The sequence below is a fragment of the Pseudomonas sp. BF-R-24 genome (assembly GCF_019947335.1).
In the GTDB taxonomy this organism is placed as follows: domain Bacteria; phylum Pseudomonadota; class Gammaproteobacteria; order Pseudomonadales; family Pseudomonadaceae; genus Aquipseudomonas; species Aquipseudomonas jessenii.
In genome coordinates this window covers 1-25639 of sequence record NZ_JAGYGG010000054.1, presented here as the reverse complement: position 1 = coordinate 25639, position 25639 = coordinate 1, and the positions used below count along the sequence as shown (strand labels likewise).

The following is a 25639-nucleotide window of genomic DNA, read 5'->3' as shown; positions in this document are numbered from 1 at the left end:
CTGCGGGGGCGGGGGCGGGGGCAAGAGCAGGAGCGTCGGCCATATCCCCCGCCAATAGCCATCCCGGGCTTGCCACCAGAACCGCGAAGGCGACGTAAATCATTGACTTCAAGACATTGCGCATCGGCGAGCTCGACGGATTGTTGGTCACTTAGCCAATGAGGTTAGGCCATGACACGTACCCTGGAGCATTGTTTTGTCGCAATGGAACACCGAGAACCTGTGGGGGCTCCCACAAGGGGGCGGCGCCTTTGGCGGGTGGTTTCAGCAAAACAAGTCAACCCATGAATCCATGGCCTAAGCTTGTTTGCAGGCCCCGGTCCATCGCACACCTCGATGGGCAAGCGGCACCGATAAAAACAATGTAATCAGGAGATCCCATGTCCGCCTTGATCCGTCGTTTCAGTCGCTGCATGGCCGCCGGTTTGACCGCTGCCGTGCTGGTCGCACCAGCCTTCGCGCTGGATACCGTGAAATTCATGGCCCCGGGTTCGGTGGGCGGTGGTTACGACCAGACCGCCCGGGTGCTGGGCAAGGCCATGGTCGAGGCCAATACGGCCAAGTCCGTGACCTTCGAGAACAAGGGCGGGGCGGGCGGGACCCTGGGGCTGGCGCAATTTGCCAACAGCACCAAGGGTGACCCGAACGCATTGCTGGTGGTCGGCGCGATCATGGTCGCGGGGATCGAACAGAACAAACCGCAGATCAGCCTGAAGGATGTGACGCCCATTGCCCGGCTGTTCACCGAGTACAACGTGATTGCCGTGCGCAAGGATTCGCCATACAAGACCCTCGATGACCTGATCAAGGACTTCAAGGAAAAGCCCACTGGCGTCACCTTTGGCGGTGGTTCCAAGGGGTCGATCGACCACATCGGCATCGCCGAGCTGGCTGGCAAACTGGATGTCCCGGTCAACAAGGTCAATTACATCGCCACCGGCGGCGGGGGTGAAATCGTGGCCCAGACCCTGGGCGGCCAGATCAAGGTGCTCACCGGGGGCTACGCCGAACTGGGTCAATACATCAAGAACGGCCAGATCCGGGTACTGGCCATCGGTGCGCCCGAGCGTGTCCCGGGGATCGATGCGCCGACCCTCAAGGAAAGCGGCTACGACGTGATCATCGGCAATTGGCGCGGTGTCTACGGTGCTGCGAACCTCACAGCCGAGCAGCGTAAAGAAGTGACGGACGCGGTCGTGACCGCCAGCAAAAGCAAAGTCTGGCAGGACAACATTAAAACCAATGCCTGGACCGAGAGCGTGTTGACCGGTGATGACTTCGGCAAATTCGTCGACGAAGAGCACGTGCGTCTGCGGGCGATGCTGGTCAAGGTCGGGCTGCTTTGAGATGGCCGGGTCACGCGCAATCGTACCGACGCAATTGGCGATCGGCCTTGGACTGATCACCCTTAGCGCCTTGCTGGCCGTGGGGGCCAACCGCTTTCCAGCCGAGATGGGCTTCGTGATTCTGCCGGCTTACGTCTATCCCTGGATCGTCGCCGGCTTTCTCGGCGTGGTGGGCCTGTTGCTCAGTTATCAGGCGCTCACCGGCGGCTTTCGCGAACTGGACAGCGGCAATGGTGCGATCCCTGGCGGTAAATCCGGAGCCGCCTGGGTTACTGGAGGGTTGGTGGGGGTGGCCCTGCTGATCAACCTGATCGGTTTCGTGCTGGCCGCCGGGTTGCTGTTCGCCTGCTCGGCGCGGGGGTTTGGCAGCCGGCATCCCGTGCGGGACCTGGCCATCGGCATTGCCTTGACCTTGCCGATCTTTTGGCTGTTCAACGCCGGGTTGGGGGTTTCCCTGCCGTCGCTGATCAACATTTGGCTTTGAAAGGAGATCGACACCGTGGACATTCTTTCAAGCCTGGCGATGGGGTTTTCCTCGGCACTGACGCCGATCAATCTGATGTGGGGGTTCATCGGCTGCCTGCTCGGCACCGCCATCGGCGTATTGCCGGGGATCGGTCCGGCGCTGACGGTGGCCCTGCTGTTGCCGATCACCGCCAAGGTCGACCCCACCGGCGCCTTGATCATGTTCGCCGGTATCTATTACGGCGCGCAGTTCGGTGGCTCGACCACCTCGATCCTGCTCAACACACCCGGTGAATCGTCCTCCATGGTCACGGCCCTGGAAGGCAACCTGATGGCGCGCAACGGGCGGGCGGGACCTGCGCTGGCAACGGCGGCGATAGGCTCGTTCGTCGCCGGCACCATCGCCACCGTTTTGCTGACCCTGTTCGCACCCATCGTGGCCAGGCTGGCCCTGAATTTTGGGCCGACCGAATATTTCGCGATCCTGGTGCTGTCGTTCACCACCGTGTCGGCAGTGCTCGGCGCTTCGATGCTGCGCGGGTTCGCTTCGCTCGGCGTCGGGTTGACTATCGGTTTGATCGGGCTGGACTCGACCTCGGGCATTGCCCGCTACACCCTCGGCGTGCCCGAACTGGTGGACGGCATCGAAGTGGTGCTGGTGGCGGTCGGCTTGTTCGCGGTGGGCGAGGCCTTGTACAGCCTGCTCTATCAAGGGGAATCAAACGAAGGACGGCATCGCCTGACTTCGATGTGGATGACCCGCGCGGACTGGAAACGCTCGGTGCCTGCGTGGCTTCGGGGCACGCTGATCGGTTTCCCGTTTGGTTCGATTCCGGCCGGTGGTGCCGAGATTCCAACCTTTTTGTCCTATTCCGCCGAGCGCAAGCTCAGCAAGTACCCCAAGGAGTTTTCCGCCAACAAGGGCGAGGGCGCCATCGAAGGCGTCGCCGGCCCGGAAGCGGCCAACAACGCCAGCGCGACCGGGTCTTTGGTGCCGTTGCTGACCTTGGGCATCCCGACGTCCGCTACCGCTGCGATCCTGCTGGCGGCGTTTCAGAACTACAACCTGCAACCGGGGCCGATGCTGTTCGAAACCTCCGCCGACCTGGTCTGGACATTGGTGGCGTCGCTGTATATCGGCAACGTTATCCTGCTGGTGTTGAACCTGCCGCTGGTGGGGCTGTGGGTCAAACTGCTGCAAATCCCCCGGCCATACCTGAATGCCGGCATCCTGGTATTCGCCACCATTGGCGTGTACGGCATGCGCCACTCATCCTTCGACCTGATACTGATGTTGGCGATTGGCTGGGGCGGGGTGTTGATGCGGCGTTTCGACTTTCCCGTCGCCCCCGTGATCGTCGGCATGCTGCTGGGGCCGATGGCCGAGAAACAACTGCGTAACGCCTTGTCCATCAGCCAGGGCGACTGGACGGTGTTCGTCACGCAACCGATCTCGGCATTCTTCCTCGCCCTGACGCTGCTGGTGCTACTGGTGCCCTATGTGTTGCATAAACGCGGCATCAAGTTGCATGAGGATGATTGAGTCCTGCGATGCGCAACTCCTGTGGGAGCGAGCTTGCTCGCGATAGCGGTGTGTCAGACACCTGTGATACCGACTGGCACGCCCTCATCGCGAGCAAGCTCGCTCCCACAGATTCTGGGGCTTAGTTGACTGGCGGTGTTGTGGTTTGCGCGGCAAACCATTGCATGACCGGTGCGCAGGCTGGGTGCGATGCCGCCGAGGGTTGCAGGCACAGCGAGTAGATCCCCCGGGTCTTCAACGGCTCACCGAACGGAATCACCAGTTCGCCCCGTTGAATCGACTCACCCGCCAGGGTCATGTCGGTCATCGCCACGCCCAGGCCCCGGGCGGCGGCATCGAGTGCCAGTTCGTCGAGGTTGAAGGGGATGTGCCGGTAGTCATGCAGCGACATGCCACCATGGGCGGACAGCCAGACCTTCCAGTCATGTTGATCAGAGGAGCGGTGCAGCAACGCGAAACCCGACAGATCTTCTTGCGAAGCCAATGGCCGGTCGTTGGTGCCGAGCCCTGGCGCGCACACGGGCACCAATGCCTCTTCGAACAGGGTCAGGCAATCGGGCGCTGTGGACGGCTCCGGCAGATAGAAAATGTAGGCGTCACTGTCGCTGGCCGGCTCGACCACTTCGGTGGCCACGGTTTCGATTGCCAGGGATACGTCCGGGTGATGCCGGTAGAAATCGCTCAGTTTGGGCAGCAGCCAGCGCACCGCCAGTGACACGTGCATGCGAATGCGGAACGGGCGTTTTTGCGGCGCGAGCCGGTCTTCGAGGGTACGCAACTGTTCAAGGATGCTGCGGGCGCTGGCCAGTACCTGTTCGCCCTCGGCGGTCAGTTGAAGGCTGCGGCTGCTCCTGACAAACAGCGGCAGGCCAAAGTGGCTCTCCAGTTGCTGAATCTGTCGGCTCACCGCGCTCTGGGTCAGGCAGAGCTTTTGCGCCGCTTGGGTGAAGCTGCCTGTCCCGGCAACCTCGACCAAAGCCTGCAAGCCCTGCAGCGAGGGCACGTGGCGAATCTTGTCCATGCGTTTTCAGAATGCCTCGATGATTTAATAACGTTGGTTACACGCGTTTTGAGCCTTTAGATTCTAGTCATCGCCACCGTCCTCGAATACAGCTTATGCAAATTCTGCATGCAGTGCTGTTTTGGATCGAGACGGTTCGCAGAACAAGAACCTGAGGTGACACATGGAAAATATCTGTGGCTGGATTGCGCAAGCGGGGAGTTCCCCCTTGCGCGAGCCGCTCAAAGGCGCGCAGCAAGCCGATTGGCTGGTGATCGGTGCTGGCATCACCGGCCTCAGTGCGGCGCACGCTCTGGCGCAAATGCACCCCCAGGCACGTATCGTGGTTGTTGACCGCCAGCGTGCCGCGCAAGGCGCTTCGGCGCGCAACTCCGGTTTTGTGGTGGCTCATGAGCATCCCGCCGCTGGCGAACTAGTGGGTAGCGCCGGGTTCGCCGGGTATCAAGCGGATACGGCAATCGGCCGCGCAGCCGCCGACGAAGTCCGCAAGCAGATCACCCGCCATGGCATCGAATGCGACTTCAGGGAGTCGGGTTATTTCTTCGCCGTCAGCGACCCACGCAAGCTGACTCACGTCGAAGCCAAGCTGCAGACCCTGCGTGCCGTTGGCGCCAGCGCGCAATTTCTGCAAGGCGAGCCATTGATTGAAAAACTCGGCAGCCGGCACTACCGCGCCGCGATCTGGTGCGGCAACGGCAATGCGCTGCTGCAACCGGCGAAGTACGTTCGGGGCTTGCTCGATGCCCTGCCGCCGACAGTGACGGTCTACGAGAACACCGATATCGCAGGTCTTGAGCGCCTGGGCGACGGCCGGATTCGCGCCCGGGGCCAAAACGGCAGTGTCGAAGCCAAACAGGTTTTGGTCTGCCTGAACGCCTTTATCCCTCGCGCGGGCATCGATGACAGCGGCACTTTCGCAATGGAGCTCAGCGCCAGCCTTACGCGGCCGCTCAGCGATCAAGAGTTTCAAGCCCTTGGTGCGCCAGCGTCCTGGGGCGTGCTGTCGACCCGCCCGTTGGGCGCCACGGTGCGCCTGACCCCGGATCGCCGGGTGATGATTCGCAACACCGCGGAATACCGCTCGCGGGATCTTTCATTGAGCGAATTGTCGATCCGCCGCCAGCATCATGTGCTGGGGTTGCAACGACGTTTCCCGATGCTCGGCGAGCAGGACATCGAATACACCTGGACCGGTCATCTCAGCGCTTCGCGCTCCGGGCAGCCGTATTTCGGCAAAGTCGAGGAGGGCGTTTTCGCCGTGGCCGGGTGCAATGGTTCCGGCGTGGCACGGGGCACGCTGTGGGGCCGCTTGCTGGCTGAGTTGGCCTCGGGTCGTGATTCGCCGTTGCTGCAATCGGTCATTCAACGGGCACAACCCGGCTGGCTGCCGCCCAAGCCCTTGCTCGACATCGGTGCCATGCTGCGTATGCGCGTGGAGACGGTCCGGGCCAGAAGCGAAATCTGAAAACACCCGTTTCACAACAAGAACAAAAGCACTTCCCATCGAAGGTGATTCAACATGCGCGTCAATACGCTTTCCCTTGTGGCCCTGATCTCGACCTTTTCCGCCGTGACTCATGCCGACGAAACCGTCAATATTTCCAACTGGAACGGCTACATCGCCGACGACACCCTGGTCAACTTCAACAAGGAAACCGGGATCAAGGCGACCTACGACATCCACGACAGCAACGAAGTGCTGGAATCGAAGCTGATGACCGGCAACACCGGGTATGACGTGGTCAGCCCGTCGAACCACTTCCTGTCGCGCCTGATCAAGGCCGGCGCCATCCAGAAACTCGACCGGAGCCAGTTGCCCAACTGGAAAAACCTCGATCCGGCGTTGATGAAAAAACTTGAGGTCAACGATCCGGGCAACCAGTACGGCTACCCCTACATGTGGGGCACGGCGGGCATCGGTTACAACGTCGAGAAGATCAAGGCGATCTTCGGCAATACCGACGTCACCCGGTCCTGGAGCCTGTTTTTCGACGAGAACAACATCAAGAAACTCAGCGAATGTGGGGTGGCGATCATCGACAACCCGACGCAGATCCTGCCGATCACGCTTAACTATCTGGGCCTGCCGCCCCACAGCCATGAGCCTGCCGACTACAAGAAAGCCGAGCAGGCGCTGCTGAAGATCCGGCCTTACGTCCAGTATTTCCATGCGTCCAAGTACATCAGCGACCTGGCCAACGGTAACGTCTGCGCGGTGATCGGTTTCAACGGCGATATCGTGCAGGCCGCCGCCAGTGCCAGGGAGGCGAAAAACGGGATCGATATTGCCTACTCGATCCCGGAGGAGGGTTCCACCTTGTGGCTGGACATGGTGGTCATGCCCAAGAACGCGCCCCATGAGCGCAACGGCTACGCCTACATGAACTACCTGCTGGAGCCGAAGGTGATTGCCAACATCAGCAACAGCATCCATTACGCCAACCCCAACAGTGCGGCGGATGCCTTCGTTGACCCGGCGGTGAAGCAGGACCTGGCGATCTACCCGCCGAAAAGCGTGATGGACAAGCTGTTCACCGTCGAGGACTTGCCCGCGGCCATCGCACGGTTGAGCACGAGGCTGTGGACCAAGCTGAAAACCAATACCTGATCGTCTTATGATCGCGATCAATCTGAAGTGACGCTGAACCTGTGGGAGCGAGCTTGCTCGCGATAGCGGTATGTCAGACACCTATGATGTCGACTGGCACACCCTCATCGCGAGCAAGCTCGCTCCCACAGGTTTTGGTTCGCTCCCACAGGTTTTTTCAGACTGGATTTACGCTAGATGGGCTCAGGCATCGATGGCCGGGAAGTCGATGTCGGTCAGCACGGCGTTGTTCAGGTAGTTGGTCAATGTCTGCGAAGCTACATGGGCGATCACTTCGATGATCTTGCCGTCGTCGATACCGGCGGCACGCGCAGCGGCGATCTGTTCGACGGTCAGGTGGCCACGGCTTTCGGTGATCTGGCGGGCGAGGGTGGCTATGGCGTTTAGTTCACCGTGTCGTGCGCTGAGGATGTCCTGCTTCGACAGCCCGGCCTTGCTGGCGAACAGCGTGTGAGCGGCCAGGCAGTAGTCGCAGCCGTTGACCTGCGAAGTAGCCAGGGACACCGCTTCTTTTTCCGTGGCGCTCAGGGACGTCTTGCCCAGTGCGGCCGAGTTTTGCAGGTACGAGGCCAGCACCGCGGGGGCGTGGGCCAATACCTTGAAGACGTTGGGCAAAAAGCCGATTTTTTTCTGCACGCCTTCCAGCAGCGGGCGGGTGGCGTCGGTGGCGTGTTCCAGACTGATCGGGGCAATGCGGGTCATGGTGATACTCCGTGGTGTGAAGCGCGGAATGCGCTGGGTACGGAGCTGATGTTAGGGAGAACACCTGGCTTGTTGGGTGCAAATCGTCGAGGATATGCGACAGATCGTCCAGAACTGCCTTCGGGAGCCTTGTCATGGATCGCTTGTCTACGTTGCTCACACACTTTGGCGTCAATGCAGGCACGTTCCATAGCGGCACGTTTTGCGGCACCACCGCCTTCGACGGCCAACAGGTCAGCGGTCATTTGCACCTGCTTCAGGCGGGCGAGTTGCTGCTCAGGTTGGGGGATCAGCCGGATCTGCAACTGACCGAACCGACCCTGATATTTTTCCCCCGACCCTATCGGCATCGCCTGTTCGCTTCAGAAGCGTCCGGCACGCAACTGGTCTGCGCGACCCTGGATTTCGACGGCGGCGCGGGCAATGCCCTGGCGGCGGCACTGCCTGATTATCTGATGCTCAAGCTCGATGAAATCCCGGCACTGGCCGGGACTCTGGAATGGCTGTTCAACGAGGCGTTTGACGGCACATGCGGGCGTGAAGCCGTAATGGACCGGTTGTTTGAATTGCTGGTGATTCTGTTGTTGCGGCACATTCTGAGTACGGGTGGCCAGCAACCGGGCATGATGGCCGGCCTCGCCGATGCGCGCCTGGCGCGGCCTCTGAGCCTGATGCATGAAACCCCGGCCAAGGCCTGGAGCGTGGCCGAACTTTCGGTCGCCGCCAACATGTCGCGGGCCAGTTTCGCCGAACACTTTCGTCGGGTGGTCGGGCAAACGCCGGTGGATTACCTTGTGAGCTGGCGCATCAGCCTGGCGCAGAAGCGCTTGCGCGAGGGCCGGCCGATTGCGTTGATTGCCGAGGAAGTCGGTTACGAAAGCCCCTCGGCGCTGGCCCGGGCGTTTCGTCGCAAGACCGGGCTCAGCCCGCGGGAATGGAGGGGCAACTGACCACCGTCTATCCCCTTTGTGGGAGCGGGCTTGCCCGTGAAGAGGCCGGCACACCCAACAGGGAGGTTGACTGACATTGCGCCTTCGCGAGCAAGCCCGCTCCCACAGTTCTGATCTTCAGTGAATGCCAATTCTGTGGCCGGCCAACATTCCTGTGGGAGCGGGCTTGCTCGCGAAGAGGCCGGCACATCCAACAGGGAGGTTGACTGACACTGCGCCTCGCGAGCAAGCCCGCTCCCACAGGTTATGGGGTGGTTTTAGCAATGCATCAGAACTTGAACGCCTGCCGTCCTACCAGCAGCCATTTGCCGTTCTGCTTTTGCCAGATCTGGAAGTTTTCGATTTCCGTCGGCACCACCTCAGTGCCTTTGAGCGCTTGCGCCGAGAAGTGGTGACGGACCAGCGCGACATCGCCCGAGACGGTAATGGTCTGGTTTTGCATCTCAAGGGTCTTGAAGGCGCTTTTGCCGGTTTCGATGTCGGCGATGAAGGCCTGCTTGTCCTGGATCTTGCCGCTGGAATGCCCGTAGGTCAGGTTCTCGGCGGTCAAGGCGTTCAGCTCCGGGATGTCTTTGTGCAGCATGGCCTGGGTCAGGTGGTCGACCGCCTGGGCCACGTCTTTGTCCGCGGCGGCCGGGGTGGCGGCGACGTAGCCGGTGAACAGGCACAGAAAACCGATCAGCACTTTTGCTTTTTTCATGGGTGTTTCCTTGTTGTTGTAGGGATAGCGCGATGACTGTTCGAACATTCGTCAGTCATCGTACAACGTAGCATGCGATGGAGGAAAAAAGCGAACTTGCCCGGTGACCGTACCTCGAAGTTAAAAGGGCGATGCCCTGACTTCGAGGTATTGCGCCATGCAGCCTGACCCGCGTTTACGGCACGACCTGACGTTGCTCATGGTGTTTTTGCTGGTTGTCGTGGTGTCGGGTTTTGCTCCCCGCAGCCGGGTGGACTGGGCGCTGGAAAACCTGCTGGTGCTGTTGCTGGTGGGGACGTTGGTAGCGGTTTCTCGCCGGTTTCGCTTGTCTGCGGTGTCCATCACGCTGGTGTTTGCGTTTCTGTGCGTGCATGAACTGGGCGCCCACTACACCTATTCCCTGGTGCCTTACGAACAATGGTCTTCGGCGTGGTTGGGCTTCAGTTTCGACCGGGCGACAGGTGCTCATCGCAATCACTACGACCGCCTGGTACATCTGAGCTATGGGGTGCTGCTGGTTTATCCGGTGCGCGAAGTGCTCTGGCGCCTGACGCCGCTGCGCGGGTTCTGGCTGTTTTTCGTGACCCTGAACATCATGCTGTCGACATCCGCCTTGTACGAACTGGTGGAATGGATCGGCGGTGCTTTCCTGGGCAAAGACACGGCGAAGGCCTTTGTCGGTGCGCAAAACGATCCCTGGGATTCGCAAAAGGACATGGCCATCGCGGTTGCCGGTGCGTTTGTCAGCCTGTTGCTGGTGTCTTTGCGGGGCATGGCGCAAAAGCAACCGGTGACGACTGCAAGGTGATCGGGTGGACGGCTTCGGCGGGGCAGTTGTCGCGGTCGGTTGATCGGTTCAGGTTTTGAGGTAGAGGTTGCCTGACAGGACGCCTTCGCGAGCAAGCCCGCTCCCACAAGGGATCCTCGGCATAGGGAGATCCTCTGTGGGAGCGGGCTTGCTCGCGAAGGCGGCAGACCATACAACGCAAAACTACGGGCTACAGGTATTTGTCCGTCACAGCCCCCTCCGAAGCACTGGAAACCGTCTTCGCATACTTGGCCAACACCCCGCGTGTGTACTTGGATGGCGGCCGCACCCAGCGCGACTTGCGCTCGGCCAGCACAGCATCGGAGACATCCACCGTGATCAGCCGGGTTTCAGCATCGATGATGATCCTGTCGCCATTCTCGACCAGCGCAATCGGCCCGCCCTCAAAGGCCTCCGGCGTGATATGCCCAACCACAAACCCGTGTGAGCCACCGGAAAAACGCCCGTCGGTGATCAGCGCCACCTCCTTGCCCAGGCCCTTGCCCATGACCGCCGACGTCGGCGACAGCATTTCGCGCATACCCGGACCGCCCTTTGGTCCTTCGTAACGGATCACGATCACTTCGCCGGGCTGGACTTCGCCATTGAGAATGCCGGCCAGCGCACCTTCTTCGCCGTGATAGACCCGGGCCGTGCCTTCGAAGCGCAGGCCTTCCTTGCCGGTGATCTTGGCCACGGCGCCGGTGGGCGAGAGGTTGCCGCGCAGAATGACCAGGTGGGAGTCCTTTTTGATCGGCTGGTCGAAAGGCCGGATCACGTCCTGGCCGGCCGGGTAGTCGGGCACGTTGGCCAGGTTTTCCGCCAGGGTCTGGCCGGTGACGGTCAGCACATCGCCGTGCAGCATGCCGGCATCGAGCATGCGCTTCATCAGCGGTTGAATGCCGCCGATGGCCACCAGCTCGCTCATCATGTATTTACCGCTGGGGCGCAGGTCGGCGACCACCGGGGAAACCTTGCCCAGCTCGACGAAGTCATCCAGGGTCAGTTCGACATCCACCGCATTGGCCATGGCCAGCAGATGCAGCACGGCGTTGGTCGAGCCGGCGAGGGCGATCACCACGCGAATGGCGTTCTCGAAGGCTTTGCGGGTCATGATGTCGCGAGGCTTGAGGTTGAGCTTGAGCAGCTCCATGACCTGCTGGCCGGCGCGGAAACTGTCCGAGGCCTTGTCGGCGCCGATGGCGTCCTGGGAGCTGGAACCGGGCAGGCTCATGCCCAAGGCTTCAATGGCCGAGGCCATGGTGTTGGCGGTGTACATGCCGCCACAGGAACCGGGGCCGGGAATCGCCACTTCCTCGATCTGCTTGACCTGAATCTCGCTGATGTCGCCCCGTGCGTGCTGGCCCACGGCCTCGAACACGGAAATGATGTCGGTGTGGCCAGCCCCCGGCTGGATGGTGCCGCCATAGACAAAGATCGAAGGTCGGTTCAGCCGCGCCATGCCGATCAGGCACCCCGGCATGTTCTTGTCGCAGCCGCCGATGGTCACCAGGCCGTCGAAACCTTCGCAACCGGTGACCACTTCGATGGAATCGGCGATCACCTCGCGGGACACCAGCGAATACTTCATGCCTTCGGTGCCGTTGGCGATGCCGTCGGAAATGGTGATGGTGTTGAAGATCACGCCCTTGGCACCGGCGGCATTCGCGCCTTTTTCGGCTTCGAGCGCCAGCTTGTCGATGTGCATGTTGCAGGGCGTGACCATGGCCCAGGTCGAGGCGATGCCGATCTGCGGCTTGGTGAAGTCTGCATCGGTAAAGCCCACGGCCCGCAGCATGGCGCGTGCCGGTGCGGCTTCTACGCCGTCGATTACCTGAGAGGAGTACTTGCGCAGATCGTCTTTGTCGCTCATGACTGCTCCTATCGCTGATGGCTGTTGCTCACACATTCGTTGAGAAAAACAGGATGAGTATAGAAGGCCGGGCTCCCGGGCCCGGGCTAACCGGTCGGGAACAGACGCGCGGGTAAGCCTTGTCGTGATATTCTTCGCGACAACTTGGTTTGATCTATTCAGTTTTCCTGTCCTTGAGACGGGCGAGCAGAATCACTGTCGCTCAAGTAGCTGAAGCCAATAAAGATAAAAAGTCAGTTCAGAAGGGACATTAAAGTGGGGTCGATGCGGTTCGTCGGCCTTGTGTGCCCACCCTGCAATCCTTGAGTGCCGCACCCGTGACTGCCGTGAAACACGGGGTTGTGCGCATGAGGACGGAAGGGCGGATGGCGTTTTATCATAGGTGCTACAGATGTTTAAGAAAGTGAACACAGCCCTGCTGGGGCTGGCCTTGTCGTTGGGGATGACGACAGCCCAGGCCGAAGAAGCCAAGAAAGTCGACGTACTGCTGATCGGCGGCGGCATCATGAGCGCGACCCTGGGTGTGTGGCTCAATGAGCTGGAACCCGGCACTTCGATGGAAATGATCGAGCGCCTCGACGGCGTCGCCCAGGAAAGCTCCAACGGCTGGAACAACGCCGGTACCGGTCACTCCGCCCTGGCCGAGCTGAACTACACCCCTGAAGACGAGAACGGCAAGGTTTCGATCCCGAAGGCCGTTGAAATCAACGAAGCGTTCCAGATCTCCCGTCAGTTCTGGGCCTGGCAGGTTCAGCAAGGCGTGCTGAAGAACCCGCGTTCGTTCATCAACTCCACACCGCACATGAGCTTCGTGTGGGGCGATGACAACATCAAGTTCCTGAAAAAACGCTACGAAGCCCTGCAAGCGAGCCCGCTGTTCGCAGGCATGCAGTACTCCGAAGACCCGGCTGTGATCAAAAAGTGGGTGCCGCTGATGATGGAAGGGCGTGACCCGAGCCAGAAGATCGCGGCCACCTGGAGCCCGCTGGGTACCGACGTGAACTTCGGCGAAATCACCCGCCAGTTCGTTGCGCACCTGCAAACCACGCCGAAGTTCGACTTGAAGCTGTCCAGCGAAGTACAGGACATCACCCGGAACGAAGACGGCAGCTGGCGTGTCAGCTACAAAAACCTGAAAGACGGCAGCAAGACCGAAACCGACGCCAAGTTCGTGTTCATCGGCGCCGGCGGCGGTGCCCTGCACCTGCTGCAGAAGTCCGGCATTCCTGAAGCCAAGGAATACGCAGGCTTCCCGGTAGGCGGCTCGTTCCTGGTAACCGAGAACCCGACCATCGCCGAGCAACACCTGGCCAAGGCCTACGGCAAAGCCTCCGTTGGTGCACCGCCGATGTCGGTTCCGCACCTGGACACCCGCGTGCTGGACGGTAAGCGCGTGATCCTGTTTGGCCCGTTCGCGACCTTCAGCACCAAGTTCCTGAAAGAAGGTTCGTACCTGGACCTGCTGACCACCACGACCACCCACAACGTGTGGCCAATGACCAAGGTCGGCATCAAGGAATACCCGCTGGTCGAGTACCTGGCAGGCCAGTTGATGCTGTCTGACGAAGACCGCCTCAACGCCCTGAAGGAATACTTCCCGAACGCCAAGGCTGAAGACTGGCGCCTGTGGCAAGCCGGCCAGCGCGTGCAGATCATCAAGCGTGACGAAGCCGCCGGTGGCGTGCTGAAACTGGGCACCGAAATCGTCGCTTCGCAAGACGGCAGCATCGCCGGCCTGCTGGGCGCCTCCCCAGGCGCTTCGACCGCCGCGCCGATCATGCTGACCGTGCTGCAGAAAGTGTTCAAGGACAAGGTCGCGACCCCTGAGTGGCAGGCAAAACTGCACCAGATCGTACCGAGCTACGGCACCCAGCTGAACGCCAGCCCTGAGAAGGTTGCTGAAGAATGGGCCTACACCGCCAAGGTGCTGGAACTGACTCCGCCACCAGCGGTGATTGCGCCGGCTGTGAAGCCAGTGACTGTCGATACGGATGCGAAAGCGCCGAAGGCTAATGCTGCGAGTGATATGGCTCTGTAACTAGAAGCTAAATCAAAAAAAGCCCACTGAACCGGCGACGGTCAGTGGGCTTTTTTGCTCTCGGATCCCTCGAAATACCCCTGATTCCCTGTAGGAGCGAGCCTGCTCGCGAAAAACGCCAGGACAACGCGGGCACTCAGCCAGCGCGCGTTATCGTTGACGTCCATCGCGAGCAAGCTCGCTCCTACAAGCTGGCGTTTATGCAATTTGGACAGACCATTGCCTTGGCGGCAGCAGACGAGGGCAGTTTTTAGACTGATGTGAAAAAACCCACTGAACCGGAGACGGTCAGTGGGTTTTTTTGTGGGCGATGGCACAGGCAGCGCTTTGAACTCGGAGTGTCTACGCCGGCCATATCAGGAGTTCTTGTCATCAATTGTCAAGTCACTGACGCTCAATGAGAAGCAGGCAGTTTGGCCCTGACGATACTGGTTTGTTTTCCGACCTCGGTAAGGCGAAACCGTAAGCCTGATACCTCTCCGCCCTGGCGGGAATTTGTAGGAGCGAGCTGGCTCGCGATGGACTCAAGTGCGCCGCGTTTAGTCAGTAAGCACGCGTTTTCGTTAACGATCATCGCGAGCAAGCTCGCTCCCACAATCAGTTGCATCTCAATAAAACAATCATAGAGAGCGCAGAATGAAGTTCAGTTTTGTAGACAGCAGCCAGCCGAGCCGCCGGCGGGTTTTACGCGATGCTTTCACTTTGGCTTTGGCGGCCTCGCCGTTGGCAAGCCTGGCCAAGGCAGCCGACGAATCCGCAGCGGCCAGCGAATCCGTCGAAGACGTGACCTTTGCCGCAGGCCCACGACCGCTGGTGCAATACCCGCAAAAACGCCCGTTGACCCTGGTGACCACTCGGCCGCCGCATCTGGAGACGCCGTTCCCGGTGTTCAATGAAGGGCCGATCACGCCCAATGACGCCTTTTTCGTGCGTTACCACCTGGCCAATTTCCCGACCAGCATCGATCCGGACAGCTACCGCCTGACGATCAAGGGCTTGGTCGACACGCCGCTGTCGCTTTCCCTTGCCGAGCTCAAGGCCCTTGCCGCCCCGGTGGAAGTGGTGGCCGTCAATCAGTGTTCGGGTAACAGCCGTGGCTTCTCGATGCCTCGCGTGTTCGGTGCTCAGTTGGGCCATGGCTCCATGGGGAACGCGCGGTGGGTGGGGGTACCGCTCAAGGCTGTGCTGGAAAAGGCGGGAGTAAAAGCCGAGGCCCGGCAAGTGACTTTCCGTGGGCTCGATAAGCCGGTGTTGCCAAGCACGCCGGAGTTCATCAAGGCGCTGGACATCAGCCATGCCATGGACGGCGAGCCGATGATCGCCTGGTCGATGAATGGCACCGACCTGCCATTTCTCAACGGATACCCGATTCGCCTGGTGGTGCCAGGCTACTTCGGCACGTACTGGGTCAAGCACCTGAGTGAGATCGAAGTCGTCGACCACACCTACGACGGTTTCTTCATGGCCAAGGGTTACCGGGTTCCGGATAACGATTGCTTCTGCATTGCCCCGGGCACCACGGCGGCGAAAACCCAGCCGATTTCCAGATTGCCGGTCCGCAGTTTCATCACCAGTGTTAAACACGGCGATGTATTGCCGCTGAACAAAAGCGTGGTGCTCAAGGGCATCGCGTTCGACGGTGGCGTTGGGGTCAACAAGGTGGAGGTGTCGATCGACGGCGGAAAAACCTGGCGTGAATCCACGCTCGGGCAGGACCTTGGCCGTTTCTCCTTTCGTGAGTGGACACTGCCGATCACCTTTACCGGCAAGGGCGCCACACCGTTGATGGTGCGGGCCAGCAACAGTGCTGGCGAGACGCAACCGCTGCAGGCTGACTGGAACCCAGCGGGCTACCGCCGCCACGTCGTCGAAACTACCCACGTGACCGTCGCCTGAGGAGGGCCGCATGAAACTTGTGAAATGCATGACCGCCTTGCTCTGCGCGGCTCAGGTTTGTCTGGCGACCCTGGCTGGCGCCGCACCGCTGACCATCACGCTGCCGCCTGAAACGGCTGCGTTCAAGCCCAGCACGATGCCTGGCTACGCTTTGGCGCAGCAGAAGTGTTCCGTCTGCCATTCGGCCGACTACATCAACTTCCAGCCACCAGGCCTGAGCCTGGCTCAGTGGACCGCTGAAGCGGGCAAGATGCAGCACGTGTACGGTGCCCCGATCAGCGACCGGGATGTGAGTGTTATCGGCGCTTACCTGGCGGTGACCTACGGCAGTGCGAAGGCCAATGATGCCGATGTTCTGGCGGCCTCGAGCGCCCCGGTGGTGGCTGGGGCTGGGGCAAAAGTCGATGCCAAGGTCTTGCTGCAGAACAATGGCTGCCTGTCCTGCCACGCGACCGATCACAAGGTGGTAGGCCCGGCCTACCGCGATGTGGCGGCCAAATATGCCAAGGACCCGCAGGCAATGGGCAGGCTTATGTCCAGCATCCAGCACGGCGGCAGCGGAAAGTGGGGGGATGTGCCCATGCCGCCGTTCGCGCAGTTGAGCCCGGACGACCTGAAAAGCCTGGCGACTTTTATCCTGCAACAGTAAGTCAGTCTCAGCCTGATGCGAAAAGCCCGCTGAACCGGCGACGGTCAGTGGGCTTTTTTGCGGGCGCGGGTTTGTTCAAGATATCGAGGAGTGGGTTGCACTGAAGCGCTTGAGAATGTCCTGGTACATTTTCGTCCGTCGATGACCTTGGCCATATCCGCCCGCAGCAGCGACGGTGCCAGACTGGACGTGGTCCAGGTACTTGAAGATTTTGCCGGGCGAAAGGAACACGACTTTGTAGCCAAGCCTGATCACGCGATCTTGCAGCTCATAACCGGGCACGCGGTCATCGATCTGAAAATGCAAACCCTGCTGCTTCATCAGCCTGCCATTCCATAGCGTGCAAAAGCTTTTCAAGTGGGTTTCCTTGTAGGGCTTCGGGTCCTTCGAGCGCAGGCCGAGCGATTGCTTCAGGCGTCGGTAGTGGTGCTTGATCAGGCGTGAAGTGAAGCGCCAAACGGTCCTTGGCAGTCCGCGGTTGAGTTGCTCCGTGCAACCGACCGCGATGACGTTTTGATCCTTGGTGCAGTGGTCCATCATCATCGCAAAGACGTTTGCATCGAAGACAAATGTGTCGGTGTGCATCAGGAACAGGTAGTCGGTATTGACCCTGGCCAGCGCCATGTCCAGCGCTTTGCCATGGGCGATGTGCCCCGGTTCTTTGGTGGGGGCATCGCGTTCGATCAGGTTGATCCAGTCGAGCGAGCGCAAATACTCGACGCTGGCGTCCGCCGAACCGTTATCGACCACCCAGACCGCAATGCCTGATTTTTGGACATGCTCCTGCAACAGTTCCAGGCAGATCCTGGTGAGCTCCGGGGTTTTGTAATTAACCAGAACGATGCTGAACGGTGGCTTGGCGTTTGTATCGACACTACCCATCTTCGAAATGCTCGACTACCCGAAAGTGTCGAAGACTAAAGGGGCAACCTTAGCCCAAGCTGAATTTCACCTGGGCGACACAGATGCGGGCTATCGCTGCCTGACGCCTTCGAACGAACCTGTACGCACTTCGCCACTGCGGATGTAGCGGGCGATCAGCACGCCCCCGGGTGAGCTGATCGAATTCACCAAGGTGAAGGCAGACGCTTGTGCGTTGTCGTCGAACAGGCGCTTGCCGCGCCCCAGCAGGATGGGATGAATCATCAGCCGCAACTCGTCCACCAGGCCGGCGGCAAGCAGTTGGCGCACCAGATCGCCGCTGCCTTGGGTCAGTAGCTGAGGACCGTCCTGGCGTTTAAGCGCGTTGATCGCGTCGACCAGGTTGCCCTCCAGCGCATGACTGTTGTGCCAGGCCAGCGAGTCGGCGCGATGGGTGGCCACATGCTTGGGAACGGCGTTGAACAGGTCAGCGATGGTGTGATGGGTTGAATCGGCCTGAATGTTCGGCCAATAGGCGGCGAAGATGTCGTAGGTGCGACGCCCCAGCAGCAACTCGAATGGCTGTGAAAACAGGTCCATTACGGCCTGGCCGGTGGTTTTGTCGGCGTAGGGCACGATCCAGCCACCGAAGCGGAATCCACTACTGGAATCCTCTTCAGGCCCGCCAGGCGCTTGCATGACGCCGTCCAGACTCACGAACGTGGCAACGGTCAGTGTGCGCATGCTCTTCTCCTGATTCATTCCGGTTTAAGCGTTTAGACAGGGAAGTCTGCAATTCCTTGAGACCGTTCCCTGAAAGGTAGTCGAACCAGACGCTGTGAAATCGACAACAAAGTGCGCGGCCCATATATGACGAAAGTCGTATGGTGGTCTGTGCGGGTGCGTGTTAACGAGGATTTGTCTTGAAGGTGCAATTGCAAATTTGTATCATTCGGTTTCAATTCAGCGAAGCAGGGAACGCAGCGCCAAAACAATAATAAGGTCAAGGCAATGCTCAAAATGCTTCTCGTGTACGGTCATCTGCTCGCTACGTGTATTGCCCTGGGGAGGGTGTTGCAGGCGGATCACAAGCTTTGGAGTTGGCGCAAGGAAATACTGGACCAGGCGAGGCTGGAATACCTCGATGAAACTCAGAAGATCGTCAGCCTTGCACTGCTGGCCCTTTGGGCAAGTGGACTGTTGCTGGTGCTTCAGGGTTACCTCAATGAAGGCGACGCGTATCTGCTCAATCAGAAACTCTGGGCCAAGGTGACGGTCGTCGCGCTGCTGAGCCTCAACGGTGCACTCTTGCATCGAGTCGGCTTCCCGCTGCTGCAAAAGGCTCCATTCGTCGCACTGCGCAGTGCAGGCCGCACGCGGCTCGCCTTGTTGGGTGCGCTTTCCATGAGCGGTTGGCTATTCGCCGCTTTCCTGGGCGTGGCTCGAGCCTGGAATCACGTGTTGCCTTACCTGCATGTGATGGGCGCATTCGCCGCATTCTCGTTACTGGCCTGTTGCGTGGCACTGGCAGTTGCCGGCAGGGCGGGCAGTGTCGGTGCGCAAAAAAACTCGGTACCGGGGTAGCGATCAACACAGCGTATTTCATACCTGTAAACTCGGGCCAGCTTCATTGCGCGGGAAAAGTTCCCGCGCATGAATTCAGGCGAAACTGTAAGACTGACGAGTTGCTCCCAAGCTGCTCCCGGATTGCAACGGGTATTGCGTTGGCACGGCTCTCGGTAAATTCATGGGATTATTTCCCACGCGGCTATACTGGGGTTATCTACCCAGGAATTCGCTGAATGCAATCGTCAACGCTGCCCACCTCGCTCCTCAAAGCCTTGCGACATGTCATGCAGCCGCTGGTACGCCTGATGCTGCGCAAAGGCGTCACCTACCTGGTGTTTGCCGACCTGCTCAAGGAGGTTTTCGTCGAAGTGGCGGACCGTGAGTTCCGCCTGGGCGAGAAGGCACCGACCGACAGCCGCATCAGCCTGCTCACCGGTGTGCACCGCAAAGATGTACGGCGCTTGCGCAATACCGGTGACCCGGCTGCTTCCACGCTTCCGGAAAACATCACGTTTGGTGCACAACTGGTCAACGCCTGGGCCAGCGCGCCTTTCTGCAACGACGCCGGCCAGCCACTGCCGTTGCCTCGATTGGCCAGTGTCGGCGGCGACCGCTCCTTTGACGCCTTGGTGGCGAAGGTCAGCACGGATATCAGGGCGCGGGTGGTGCTGGACGAGTGGCTGCGCCTGGGGGTCGTGCGCCTTGACGAACAAGAGCGCGTGCACCTTGAAGCCCAGGCCTTTGTGCCACAAAAGGGCTTCGATGAGAAAGCGGCTTACCTGGGGCACAATCTGCACGATCATGCTTGCGCTGCGGTTCACAACCTGAGCAGCGAAGCCCCGGCCTTTTTTGAACGCAGCGTCCACTATGACGCACTGGCCCCGATGAGCGTCGAGGCGTTACGCGAGGCCGTGGCCAGCGAGGGAATGCAGGCCCTGTTGAGCTTCAACCGACTTGCCGCCGAACTGGAGTTCCGGGACCTGCCCAGCCTTGAACCGCGCCAGCGCATCACAGTCGGCTTGTACTTCTACACTGAAGCTTCCGATCCCAATTCGCCAACAGCCCCTGAACCATGACCGTCAAATTGCGCCTGATTCGTGCAGTCGCCCTCGTTCTGGGCCTCGGGCTTGCAAGTTTGTTGCAAGCCGCCCCAGCCTGTGTCAGCCAGAATGATGCGGGCACCAGCGAAGTGCCGGTCATCCAGGCACCTGGTGGCACCGGCGGCACGGGCGTAGCACCTGGCGGCATGGGCGGTACCGGCATCGACACCGACAACGGCGGGATCGGTGGTACCGGCGCACCACTGAAAAAGAGCCCTGGCGGCATTGGCGGCACCGGTGCCGTTGCAGGCGGAGTGGGTGGCGCGGGCATCAGCAACGATAACGGAGGAATCGGTGGCACCGGCATTGTCGGCACCATCACCGGGTTCGCCTCGATCTGCGTCAATGGTGTGGAAGTGCACTTCAACAAAAACGTTCCTGTCAGCGAGAACGGCATCGCCAGCTCCAGTGCCCGCCTGGCGGTAGGCCAAGTGGTTGCCGTGGAAGCGTTCAATTCCCGGCGTGGTCTGGAGGCCGGGCGCATTTCTATCCTGCACGCCTACGAAGGCCCTTTGACAGCCCTGCCGCGCGACTCCATGCCCATGCGCGTCATGGGGCAACCGGTACGCCTGGCCAACGGTGCCCAGGTCGCTGCCGGCCTGCGTCCGGGGGATCCCGTGCGGGTCAGCGGGCTGCGCGATGCTCGTGGCGAAGTGGTGGCCAGCCGCATCGATCGGGCGCCCGGCCTCAAGGAGGCCAGTGCCATCGGCCCGGTGGATCGCAGTGGCTATCTCCAGGGGCTCAAGCTCAGCAATCACCCAGGCCCGGCGCAGGAAATGCTGGTGCGCGGCCATTGGTCCGGCCGCGAGCTGGACGTGAACCAAAGCCGCCCCGATCCGAGCCTGCCTTTCATTGGCCGGGCACACAATGCGGTGATCGAGGGCCTGGTACAGAGCCGGCAGGACCGCCATTTGGTGGTGGGCGGCATTAATGTGACGCTGGCGCACGACACCGTGTTTGTCGGTGTGCAGGCTTCGGAGCTGGCGCTGGATCGACGGGTGCGGATCAACGGCGTGTTCACCGGCGCGCGGGAGGTGCAGGCAACGCGTATTGAATTGCCCCGCGATCGCTCCGATTCGCCAGCGAGCAACCGGCACGGACGACACGGCACCAGCGAGCAAGACACCGACGACTCAAGTGGCTCGGGCAACTCGATTGACTCAAGCGGCTCCGACAACTCCGGCAACTCTGACAGCTCGGGGAGTTCAGGGAGCTCGGGCGGTGACAGGAGCGGCCGCTCCGAGAGCGAAGGCCGCGTTGTCGACGATACTCGCCACGGGGGGAGTGACAGTCATGGCGGTGGCGACAAGATTGAACGAGTGGACGTGGACGTGGACGTGGATGTGGACAAGTCCGGCAAGTCAGAGCGAGTCGAGAGGGTCGAGCAATCCGGCAAAATCGAGAAAGTGGAGAGGGTAGAGAAGGTAGAGAAGGTAGAGAAGGTGGAGAAAGTCGAACGTCCGGAGAAAGTCGAGAAAGTTGATCGGCCAGAAAAAGTTGAGAAGGTCGAAAAAGTCGAGCCGGTTGAAAAAGTCGATCGCTCTGGCAAGTCGGGTTAAGCAGTGCAGTCATGATGCACTTTCGTCATAAGTAACTAGGCTGGGTAAGTCACGCAACAAAACATGCGTGTGAACTTCGATGACGTCAGACACGAGGTGAACATGGATCCCAAGCGCATCCTGCTCGTCGGTTGGCTTGCCAGCCTGGCCTTGCCGACCTTGGCCGATACCTTTACGACCTCGATCGGAACCGACTACTCACGAGGCGACTATGGCACCGGTACGACCTCCGAAACATGGTACGTCCCGCTGGTGGGCAGATACGAAACCGGCCCCATGACCTACAAGCTCACCGTGCCCTGGCTGCGCATCACCAATCCTTCGGTCGGCCCTGACGGCGAGCCGCTGCCCGGCGGCTGCGGCAAGGTGGAAAGCGGTCTGGGCGACACCGTTGCCGGTGCCGACTATGCCGTGCTGGACGGCAGCGTTGGCGGGCTGTTCGTGGACCTGATCGGCAAGGTCAAGTTGCCAACCGCCGACGAAGACGAGTGCCTGGGCACCGGCAAAACCGACTATTCCGCCCAGGTCGATGTCGCCAAAGCCTTCGGTCCTGTGACCGGGTTCGCGACCCTGGGCTGGAAAAAGTTCGGCGACCCGTCGGGCTCCGACTTCGACAACCCGATATTCGCCGGCCTGGGCTTTGCCATGCCCGTGTTCGTGCGCACCACGGCGGGCGTGTCATACGACTGGCGGCAGAAGGTCGTTTCCACGGGTGACGAAATCAAGGAACTGACGCTCTTCCTCACGCACAAGCTCAATCAGGAATGGAAGTTTCAGTTATATGCCGTCAAGGGCTTTTCCGACGCCAGCCCGGACGGCGAGGCCGGGCTGTTGCTCAGCCACGCTTTCTGATTCCTGGCCATTGCCTGTCAGGTTACTTCCAGCATTGATGCGTTTCACCGCCTCGACTCAGGCCCTTGCCTCACTCCCGGGCGTTTTGCAGTTCAGTTTTTCTTCTTGATCAGTTTATTGATGTAGTACTTCAGGCTCAAACGATCCTTGGGCCTTGGTTTGTAGTGGGTTTTGTTTCTTTGTGCCGGATCGATCGCCATGGTTCCCGCGGTGTAGTAATAAAGCGCAATAGACCTGCGGGTGATGTGTTCCGGAGTCGTTAAAGGCTCCGGGTGCCCATGATTGCTGTCCTTGTCTGTGTTGAAAATGACACAGCGATTGTAGATGGGCAGGACTTTTTTAAGGCAGGTCTTCATGCCGACATCCCAAAGTTCCAGGTTGCCGCCGTATTCCTCTTGCCAGTCTTCATTCAGATAAATGATGATGTTCAGTCTGCGTTCAACGTTAAGTTTTTTGTTGAGCCGGAAGTCCGAGTGCACCCCCAGGAAACCACCGCTTTTCGTTTCGTGCAGGCCGCCACCGGTAAAGTAGGGGTCGGGTATCAAACCTTCGATGCCTGTGAGCTTTTCAAGAAACTGCAACATGGGGGCCGAGTTAAAGGCGTTGAAAACAGTCTTCAAATAAGGGTCGCATTCGTTGGGACTGATTTGACGTTTGCGTTGACCTTTATAGCCGCGCTCGTAGAGCATTTCGTTGTTGGTTGGCTCGACCGGGAAATGCGAGCAGATGCTCGCAATCAGGTCTTCGTGCAAGAAGTTGTCGATGACTATGTGCGGAAATGGCGTAGCCTGAACATAGCTATCGGTCAATGAGGCACCAAAGGCGCTGGCGGCATTCTGGTCGAAATCAAGCTCCGGGGACAGGGTGATAGGTAGTGCCTGAGTGATGGGTGCCATTACCGCTCCAATGACCTGATATAAAAAACCTGTGGGTGACTTCATGCAGCGTTGAATGCACTGCTCGTTGCGTCTATTCGCAACTCAATTTGTTCTGTCGTCCTTGTTCAGACGCTTAAGGATGTTGTTGTACATTTTGGTTCGTCTATGATTTTTAGCATAGCCGCCAACCGCTGCAACAGTGCCGGACTGAATGTGATCCAGATAGCTGAAAATTTTACGGGGTGATAGCATTTCAACGGCATAACCCAGTTCGGTCATGCGGTCCTGAAGCGTATAGCCTGGCACGCGATCATCCATCGAAAAGTGCATGTTGTGCTGTTTTACAAGTTTGCAGTTCCACAATGTGCAGAAACTTTTCAAGTAGACTTCTTTGTACGGCTTTGGTTCTCTGGAGCGCAATCCCATGGAGATTTTCAGGCGTCTGAAGTGATGCTTGAATAGTCGTGAGCTATAGCGCCAGACAGTTCTGGCGGTGCCGCGGTTAATTTGCTCGACACAACCGACGGCCACGACTTTTGGGTTTTTCAAGCATTTATTCAGCATCATCGGAAAAACATTCTTGTCGAAAACAAATGTATCGGTGTGCATCAGGAATAAATAATCGGTATCAATACGCTCGAGAACCAGGTCAAGTGCCTTGCCATGGGCAATATGACCTGCTTCTGGTTCAGAAACAGAGCGTTCAATCAAATTGATCCAGTCAAGCGTTCGTAAGTACTCAGTGCTCTCATCGGCGGAATAGTTGTCAACCACCCATACCGGGACGCTGTTGCTGCCAAAATGCTGGTGTAATAAGTCCAGGCATATCTTGGTGATTTCAGGTGTTTTGTAATTTACTATTACTACGCTGAAGGTTTTGGAGTTTTCAGTCAGTAAGTCAGGGTTGTTCATCGTTCAGGTGCTCAATGTTATTCTATTTAATTGTATGAATTAATTTGTATACAATTTTTTCTTGTTCGCCGCGCAAAAACTTGCATGGCCATAGAGCACAGTTTGTTAAGTCGCTTTGTCATGCATAATAACCACGGGCTGCTCAGACCCGATGGAGAGCGGTAGAAGCGGACTTCATCGTATAAGGATCTGCTCTGCAGGTAAACATTTTGACTTGATTCGTTACATCAGGAGGCTGGCCGGGCCAGCATCCCGGGACGGTGTGAACTGCTCTTGCGCAAGGCATTCAGGCAATTTGTTACGTCATGTGGTGTGCCAGCACGTTCTGCAATTCACTGCTTGTAGCCAATCTGCCGCAACAGGTTCTTGCGCCACAGGATGTCTTCATCGCCTTCGATGTCATTGGCACAAAAGCCATCCACTACACCAAGGATCGCTCGCCCTTGCTGCGTCTCAGCGAGAATCACTTCGGTTGGATTGGCTGTTGCACAAAAAATACGGCATACCTCTGGAACCATTTTGATGGTGTTCAACACGTTCAGCGGATAGTAACCGTCGCCCAGGAAAATGATGAAGCTATGGCCGGCGGCGATGGCTTTCGCATTTTTCTGTGCAAGTTCAATCATTGAGCTATCGGTGCCAGACCATCTCACCAGGCATTGACCAGAGGCTTCACAAAAGGCCACGCCAAACTGGATACCTGGCACGGTATTGACCAGCGCTTCGTGGATGTCCTCGACGGACTTGATGAAGTGCGTCTGGCCCAGAATGAAGTTCGTCGCATCCGGCTTTTCGATTTTCAACGTGATGAGTTGCATTTCAAACGCCTCCTTTCACGATGTTGCCAGGAGAGCCTGGCCACAAACCAAAGCATAGCTACTCATTGGTTATTGCTGCGTCCTCTGTCTGTTTTTGGCCAATTGCTCAACGCGTGCCTTGGACCTGATATGTGGTCGTTGACACTTGGGCTGAGGGTACTAATCTAAGATGTGTGGGAATATTTCCCACGCATAGATACCAGCTGGCTTTGAGGGACCGTACGGATACCGCAGTGGCTCGCTATTGCTGCAGATTGATGGCCGTGCCGGTTGGCGGGCCGCTCCAATGGGCGGCCGGGAACTCACTGGACATTGCGTTCGATACGGAGGTGAAAACGCAACTCCAATCGGAGGTGCATCATGCTGCTCAAGAAATGTTTGTTGGCTCTGGCAATAGGCGGGGTACTGTCGGCATCGACTGTCCTGGTGCCCGATTACATCAGTAGTTTCTCCAGCGTGTATGCCAAAGATGGCGGCAGCGGCGGTGGTGG

At 59.2% G+C, this 25639-nt stretch carries 23 protein-coding genes; 14 read left to right on the top strand and 9 right to left on the bottom strand.

The genetic code is table 11. The features are described 5' to 3' along the window. Positions 1–380: 380 nt before the first annotated feature. Genes KGA98_RS26555 through KGA98_RS26545 form a run of 3 tightly spaced genes read left to right on the top strand, consistent with a single transcriptional unit; the run spans position 381 to position 3354 of the window. On the top strand, positions 381–1346 hold the full coding sequence (locus KGA98_RS26555) for a Bug family tripartite tricarboxylate transporter substrate binding protein (RefSeq protein WP_223504585.1): 966 nt from the start codon (positions 381–383) through the stop codon (positions 1344–1346). Position 1347: 1 nt separating this feature from the next. Continuing rightward, positions 1348–1830, top strand: coding sequence for a tripartite tricarboxylate transporter TctB family protein (locus KGA98_RS26550; protein WP_223504583.1), 483 nt, complete (start codon positions 1348–1350; stop codon positions 1828–1830). Positions 1831–1845: 15 nt separating this feature from the next. Next, on the top strand, positions 1846–3354 hold the full coding sequence (locus KGA98_RS26545; protein ID WP_223504581.1) for a tripartite tricarboxylate transporter permease: 1509 nt from the start codon (positions 1846–1848) through the stop codon (positions 3352–3354). A gap of 121 nt (positions 3355–3475) precedes the next feature. Here the strand turns inward: KGA98_RS26545 and KGA98_RS26540 are convergent, their stop codons facing one another. Continuing rightward, complete coding sequence (locus KGA98_RS26540; RefSeq protein ID WP_223504579.1) at positions 3476–4375, bottom strand: LysR family transcriptional regulator; 900 nt, start codon at positions 4373–4375, stop codon at positions 3476–3478. Positions 4376–4538: 163 nt separating this feature from the next. Between KGA98_RS26540 and KGA98_RS26535 the strand changes: the two genes are divergently transcribed. Together KGA98_RS26535 and KGA98_RS26530 are read left to right on the top strand one after the other, a co-directional pair. Further along, positions 4539–5840, top strand: a complete 1302-nt coding sequence (locus KGA98_RS26535) for an NAD(P)/FAD-dependent oxidoreductase (protein WP_223504577.1) — start codon at positions 4539–4541, stop codon at positions 5838–5840. A 54-nt stretch (positions 5841–5894) separates the two neighbouring features. Beyond that, positions 5895–6983 carry a polyamine ABC transporter substrate-binding protein gene (locus tag KGA98_RS26530; protein WP_159389718.1) on the top strand — a complete coding sequence of 363 codons (1089 nt, stop codon included), beginning with the start codon at positions 5895–5897 and terminating at the stop codon, positions 6981–6983. 183 nt (positions 6984–7166) lie between these two features. Here the strand turns inward: KGA98_RS26530 and KGA98_RS26525 are convergent, their stop codons facing one another. Continuing rightward, positions 7167–7685: a carboxymuconolactone decarboxylase family protein gene (locus tag KGA98_RS26525; RefSeq protein ID WP_223504575.1), complete on the bottom strand. Its 519-nt coding sequence runs from the start codon at positions 7683–7685 to the stop codon at positions 7167–7169. Between the two features lie 134 nt (positions 7686–7819). Between KGA98_RS26525 and KGA98_RS26520 the strand changes: the two genes are divergently transcribed. Beyond that, positions 7820–8635 (top strand): AraC family transcriptional regulator, encoded by an 816-nt coding sequence (locus tag KGA98_RS26520; protein ID WP_223504573.1) that lies wholly within the window; start codon positions 7820–7822, stop codon positions 8633–8635. A 268-nt stretch (positions 8636–8903) separates the two neighbouring features. Here KGA98_RS26520 and KGA98_RS26515 read toward each other — a convergent pair whose 3' ends face one another. Further along, positions 8904–9335: a nuclear transport factor 2 family protein gene (locus KGA98_RS26515; protein WP_223504571.1), complete on the bottom strand. Its 432-nt coding sequence runs from the start codon at positions 9333–9335 to the stop codon at positions 8904–8906. 157 nt (positions 9336–9492) lie between these two features. Here KGA98_RS26515 and KGA98_RS26510 point away from each other — a divergent pair, with 157 nt between their 5' ends. Beyond that, positions 9493–10143: a DUF2238 domain-containing protein gene (locus KGA98_RS26510; protein ID WP_223504569.1), complete on the top strand. Its 651-nt coding sequence runs from the start codon at positions 9493–9495 to the stop codon at positions 10141–10143. A 190-nt stretch (positions 10144–10333) separates the two neighbouring features. Here the strand turns inward: KGA98_RS26510 and ilvD are convergent, their stop codons facing one another. Further along, positions 10334–12016 (bottom strand): dihydroxy-acid dehydratase, encoded by a 1683-nt coding sequence (gene ilvD / locus KGA98_RS26505; protein ID WP_223504567.1) that lies wholly within the window; start codon positions 12014–12016, stop codon positions 10334–10336. Between the two features lie 391 nt (positions 12017–12407). Between ilvD and mqo the strand changes: the two genes are divergently transcribed. The 3 genes from mqo (at position 12408) to KGA98_RS26490 (ending at position 16599) form a co-directional block, all read left to right on the top strand. Beyond that, the gene (gene mqo / locus KGA98_RS26500; protein WP_150815240.1) at positions 12408–14054 is read left to right on the top strand and encodes a malate dehydrogenase (quinone); all 1647 of its coding nucleotides are present in this window, start codon (positions 12408–12410) and stop codon (positions 14052–14054) included. A 636-nt stretch (positions 14055–14690) separates the two neighbouring features. Further along, a complete protein-coding gene (locus tag KGA98_RS26495; RefSeq protein ID WP_223504564.1) occupies positions 14691–15950 on the top strand; it encodes a molybdopterin-dependent oxidoreductase in 1260 nt (419 codons plus the stop codon). Between the two features lie 10 nt (positions 15951–15960). Next, on the top strand, positions 15961–16599 hold the full coding sequence (locus tag KGA98_RS26490) for a c-type cytochrome (protein WP_223504562.1): 639 nt from the start codon (positions 15961–15963) through the stop codon (positions 16597–16599). A gap of 75 nt (positions 16600–16674) precedes the next feature. On the opposite strand, the gene KGA98_RS26485 is transcribed toward KGA98_RS26490, so the two are convergent. Together KGA98_RS26485 and KGA98_RS26480 are read right to left on the bottom strand one after the other, a co-directional pair. Further along, positions 16675–17481 carry a glycosyltransferase family 2 protein gene (locus tag KGA98_RS26485; RefSeq protein ID WP_223504559.1) on the bottom strand — a complete coding sequence of 269 codons (807 nt, stop codon included), beginning with the start codon at positions 17479–17481 and terminating at the stop codon, positions 16675–16677. A gap of 90 nt (positions 17482–17571) precedes the next feature. Beyond that, positions 17572–18204, bottom strand: coding sequence for a dihydrofolate reductase family protein (locus KGA98_RS26480; protein ID WP_223504556.1), 633 nt, complete (start codon positions 18202–18204; stop codon positions 17572–17574). Between the two features lie 267 nt (positions 18205–18471). Between KGA98_RS26480 and KGA98_RS26475 the strand changes: the two genes are divergently transcribed. From KGA98_RS26475 to KGA98_RS26460, 4 genes are all read left to right on the top strand, one after another. Beyond that, the gene (locus tag KGA98_RS26475) at positions 18472–19044 is read left to right on the top strand and encodes a hypothetical protein (protein WP_223504554.1); all 573 of its coding nucleotides are present in this window, start codon (positions 18472–18474) and stop codon (positions 19042–19044) included. 218 nt (positions 19045–19262) lie between these two features. Next, on the top strand, positions 19263–20105 hold the full coding sequence (locus KGA98_RS26470) for a DUF6502 family protein (RefSeq protein WP_223504552.1): 843 nt from the start codon (positions 19263–19265) through the stop codon (positions 20103–20105). Next, entirely contained in the window at positions 20102–21688 is a 1587-nt protein-coding gene (locus tag KGA98_RS26465) for a DUF5666 domain-containing protein (RefSeq protein WP_223504550.1), read from the top strand. Before KGA98_RS26470 ends, KGA98_RS26465 begins: the two co-directional genes overlap by 4 nt. A 102-nt stretch (positions 21689–21790) precedes the next feature. Next, complete coding sequence (locus KGA98_RS26460; protein WP_057715372.1) at positions 21791–22540, top strand: hypothetical protein; 750 nt, start codon at positions 21791–21793, stop codon at positions 22538–22540. A 92-nt stretch (positions 22541–22632) separates the two neighbouring features. On the opposite strand, the gene KGA98_RS26455 is transcribed toward KGA98_RS26460, so the two are convergent. From KGA98_RS26455 to KGA98_RS26445, 3 genes are all read right to left on the bottom strand, one after another. Then, positions 22633–23436, bottom strand: coding sequence for a 2OG-Fe(II) oxygenase (locus tag KGA98_RS26455; protein WP_057715371.1), 804 nt, complete (start codon positions 23434–23436; stop codon positions 22633–22635). A gap of 84 nt (positions 23437–23520) precedes the next feature. Then, complete coding sequence (locus KGA98_RS26450; protein WP_218498387.1) at positions 23521–24330, bottom strand: glycosyltransferase; 810 nt, start codon at positions 24328–24330, stop codon at positions 23521–23523. A 332-nt stretch (positions 24331–24662) separates the two neighbouring features. Further along, complete coding sequence (locus tag KGA98_RS26445) at positions 24663–25148, bottom strand: adenosine-specific kinase (protein ID WP_223504548.1); 486 nt, start codon at positions 25146–25148, stop codon at positions 24663–24665. Positions 25149–25639: the final 491 nt, after the last annotated feature.

What these genes read in the sequence shown, in the direction of transcription:
- KGA98_RS26470 (WP_223504552.1), top strand. Translation starts at nt 19,263, where the DNA reads ATGCAATCGTCAACGCTGCCCACCTCGCTCCTCAAAGCCTTGCGACAT.
- ilvD (WP_223504567.1), bottom strand. Translation starts at nt 12,016, where the DNA reads ATGAGCGACAAAGACGATCTGCGCAAGTACTCCTCTCAGGTAATCGAC.
- KGA98_RS26475 (WP_223504554.1), top strand. Translation starts at nt 18,472, where the DNA reads ATGCTCAAAATGCTTCTCGTGTACGGTCATCTGCTCGCTACGTGTATT.
- KGA98_RS26555 (WP_223504585.1), top strand. Translation starts at nt 381, where the DNA reads ATGTCCGCCTTGATCCGTCGTTTCAGTCGCTGCATGGCCGCCGGTTTG.
- KGA98_RS26550 (WP_223504583.1), top strand. Translation starts at nt 1,348, where the DNA reads ATGGCCGGGTCACGCGCAATCGTACCGACGCAATTGGCGATCGGCCTT.
- KGA98_RS26540 (WP_223504579.1), bottom strand. Translation starts at nt 4,375, where the DNA reads ATGGACAAGATTCGCCACGTGCCCTCGCTGCAGGGCTTGCAGGCTTTG.
- KGA98_RS26490 (WP_223504562.1), top strand. Translation starts at nt 15,961, where the DNA reads ATGAAACTTGTGAAATGCATGACCGCCTTGCTCTGCGCGGCTCAGGTT.
- KGA98_RS26465 (WP_223504550.1), top strand. Translation starts at nt 20,102, where the DNA reads ATGACCGTCAAATTGCGCCTGATTCGTGCAGTCGCCCTCGTTCTGGGC.
- KGA98_RS26520 (WP_223504573.1), top strand. Translation starts at nt 7,820, where the DNA reads ATGGATCGCTTGTCTACGTTGCTCACACACTTTGGCGTCAATGCAGGC.
- KGA98_RS26525 (WP_223504575.1), bottom strand. Translation starts at nt 7,685, where the DNA reads ATGACCCGCATTGCCCCGATCAGTCTGGAACACGCCACCGACGCCACC.
- mqo (WP_150815240.1), top strand. Translation starts at nt 12,408, where the DNA reads ATGTTTAAGAAAGTGAACACAGCCCTGCTGGGGCTGGCCTTGTCGTTG.
- KGA98_RS26460 (WP_057715372.1), top strand. Translation starts at nt 21,791, where the DNA reads ATGGATCCCAAGCGCATCCTGCTCGTCGGTTGGCTTGCCAGCCTGGCC.
- KGA98_RS26515 (WP_223504571.1), bottom strand. Translation starts at nt 9,335, where the DNA reads ATGAAAAAAGCAAAAGTGCTGATCGGTTTTCTGTGCCTGTTCACCGGC.
- KGA98_RS26495 (WP_223504564.1), top strand. Translation starts at nt 14,691, where the DNA reads ATGAAGTTCAGTTTTGTAGACAGCAGCCAGCCGAGCCGCCGGCGGGTT.
- KGA98_RS26480 (WP_223504556.1), bottom strand. Translation starts at nt 18,204, where the DNA reads ATGCGCACACTGACCGTTGCCACGTTCGTGAGTCTGGACGGCGTCATG.
- KGA98_RS26535 (WP_223504577.1), top strand. Translation starts at nt 4,539, where the DNA reads ATGGAAAATATCTGTGGCTGGATTGCGCAAGCGGGGAGTTCCCCCTTG.
- KGA98_RS26450 (WP_218498387.1), bottom strand. Translation starts at nt 24,330, where the DNA reads ATGAACAACCCTGACTTACTGACTGAAAACTCCAAAACCTTCAGCGTA.
- KGA98_RS26510 (WP_223504569.1), top strand. Translation starts at nt 9,493, where the DNA reads ATGCAGCCTGACCCGCGTTTACGGCACGACCTGACGTTGCTCATGGTG.
- KGA98_RS26455 (WP_057715371.1), bottom strand. Translation starts at nt 23,436, where the DNA reads ATGGCACCCATCACTCAGGCACTACCTATCACCCTGTCCCCGGAGCTT.
- KGA98_RS26530 (WP_159389718.1), top strand. Translation starts at nt 5,895, where the DNA reads ATGCGCGTCAATACGCTTTCCCTTGTGGCCCTGATCTCGACCTTTTCC.
- KGA98_RS26445 (WP_223504548.1), bottom strand. Translation starts at nt 25,148, where the DNA reads ATGCAACTCATCACGTTGAAAATCGAAAAGCCGGATGCGACGAACTTC.
- KGA98_RS26485 (WP_223504559.1), bottom strand. Translation starts at nt 17,481, where the DNA reads ATGGGTAGTGTCGATACAAACGCCAAGCCACCGTTCAGCATCGTTCTG.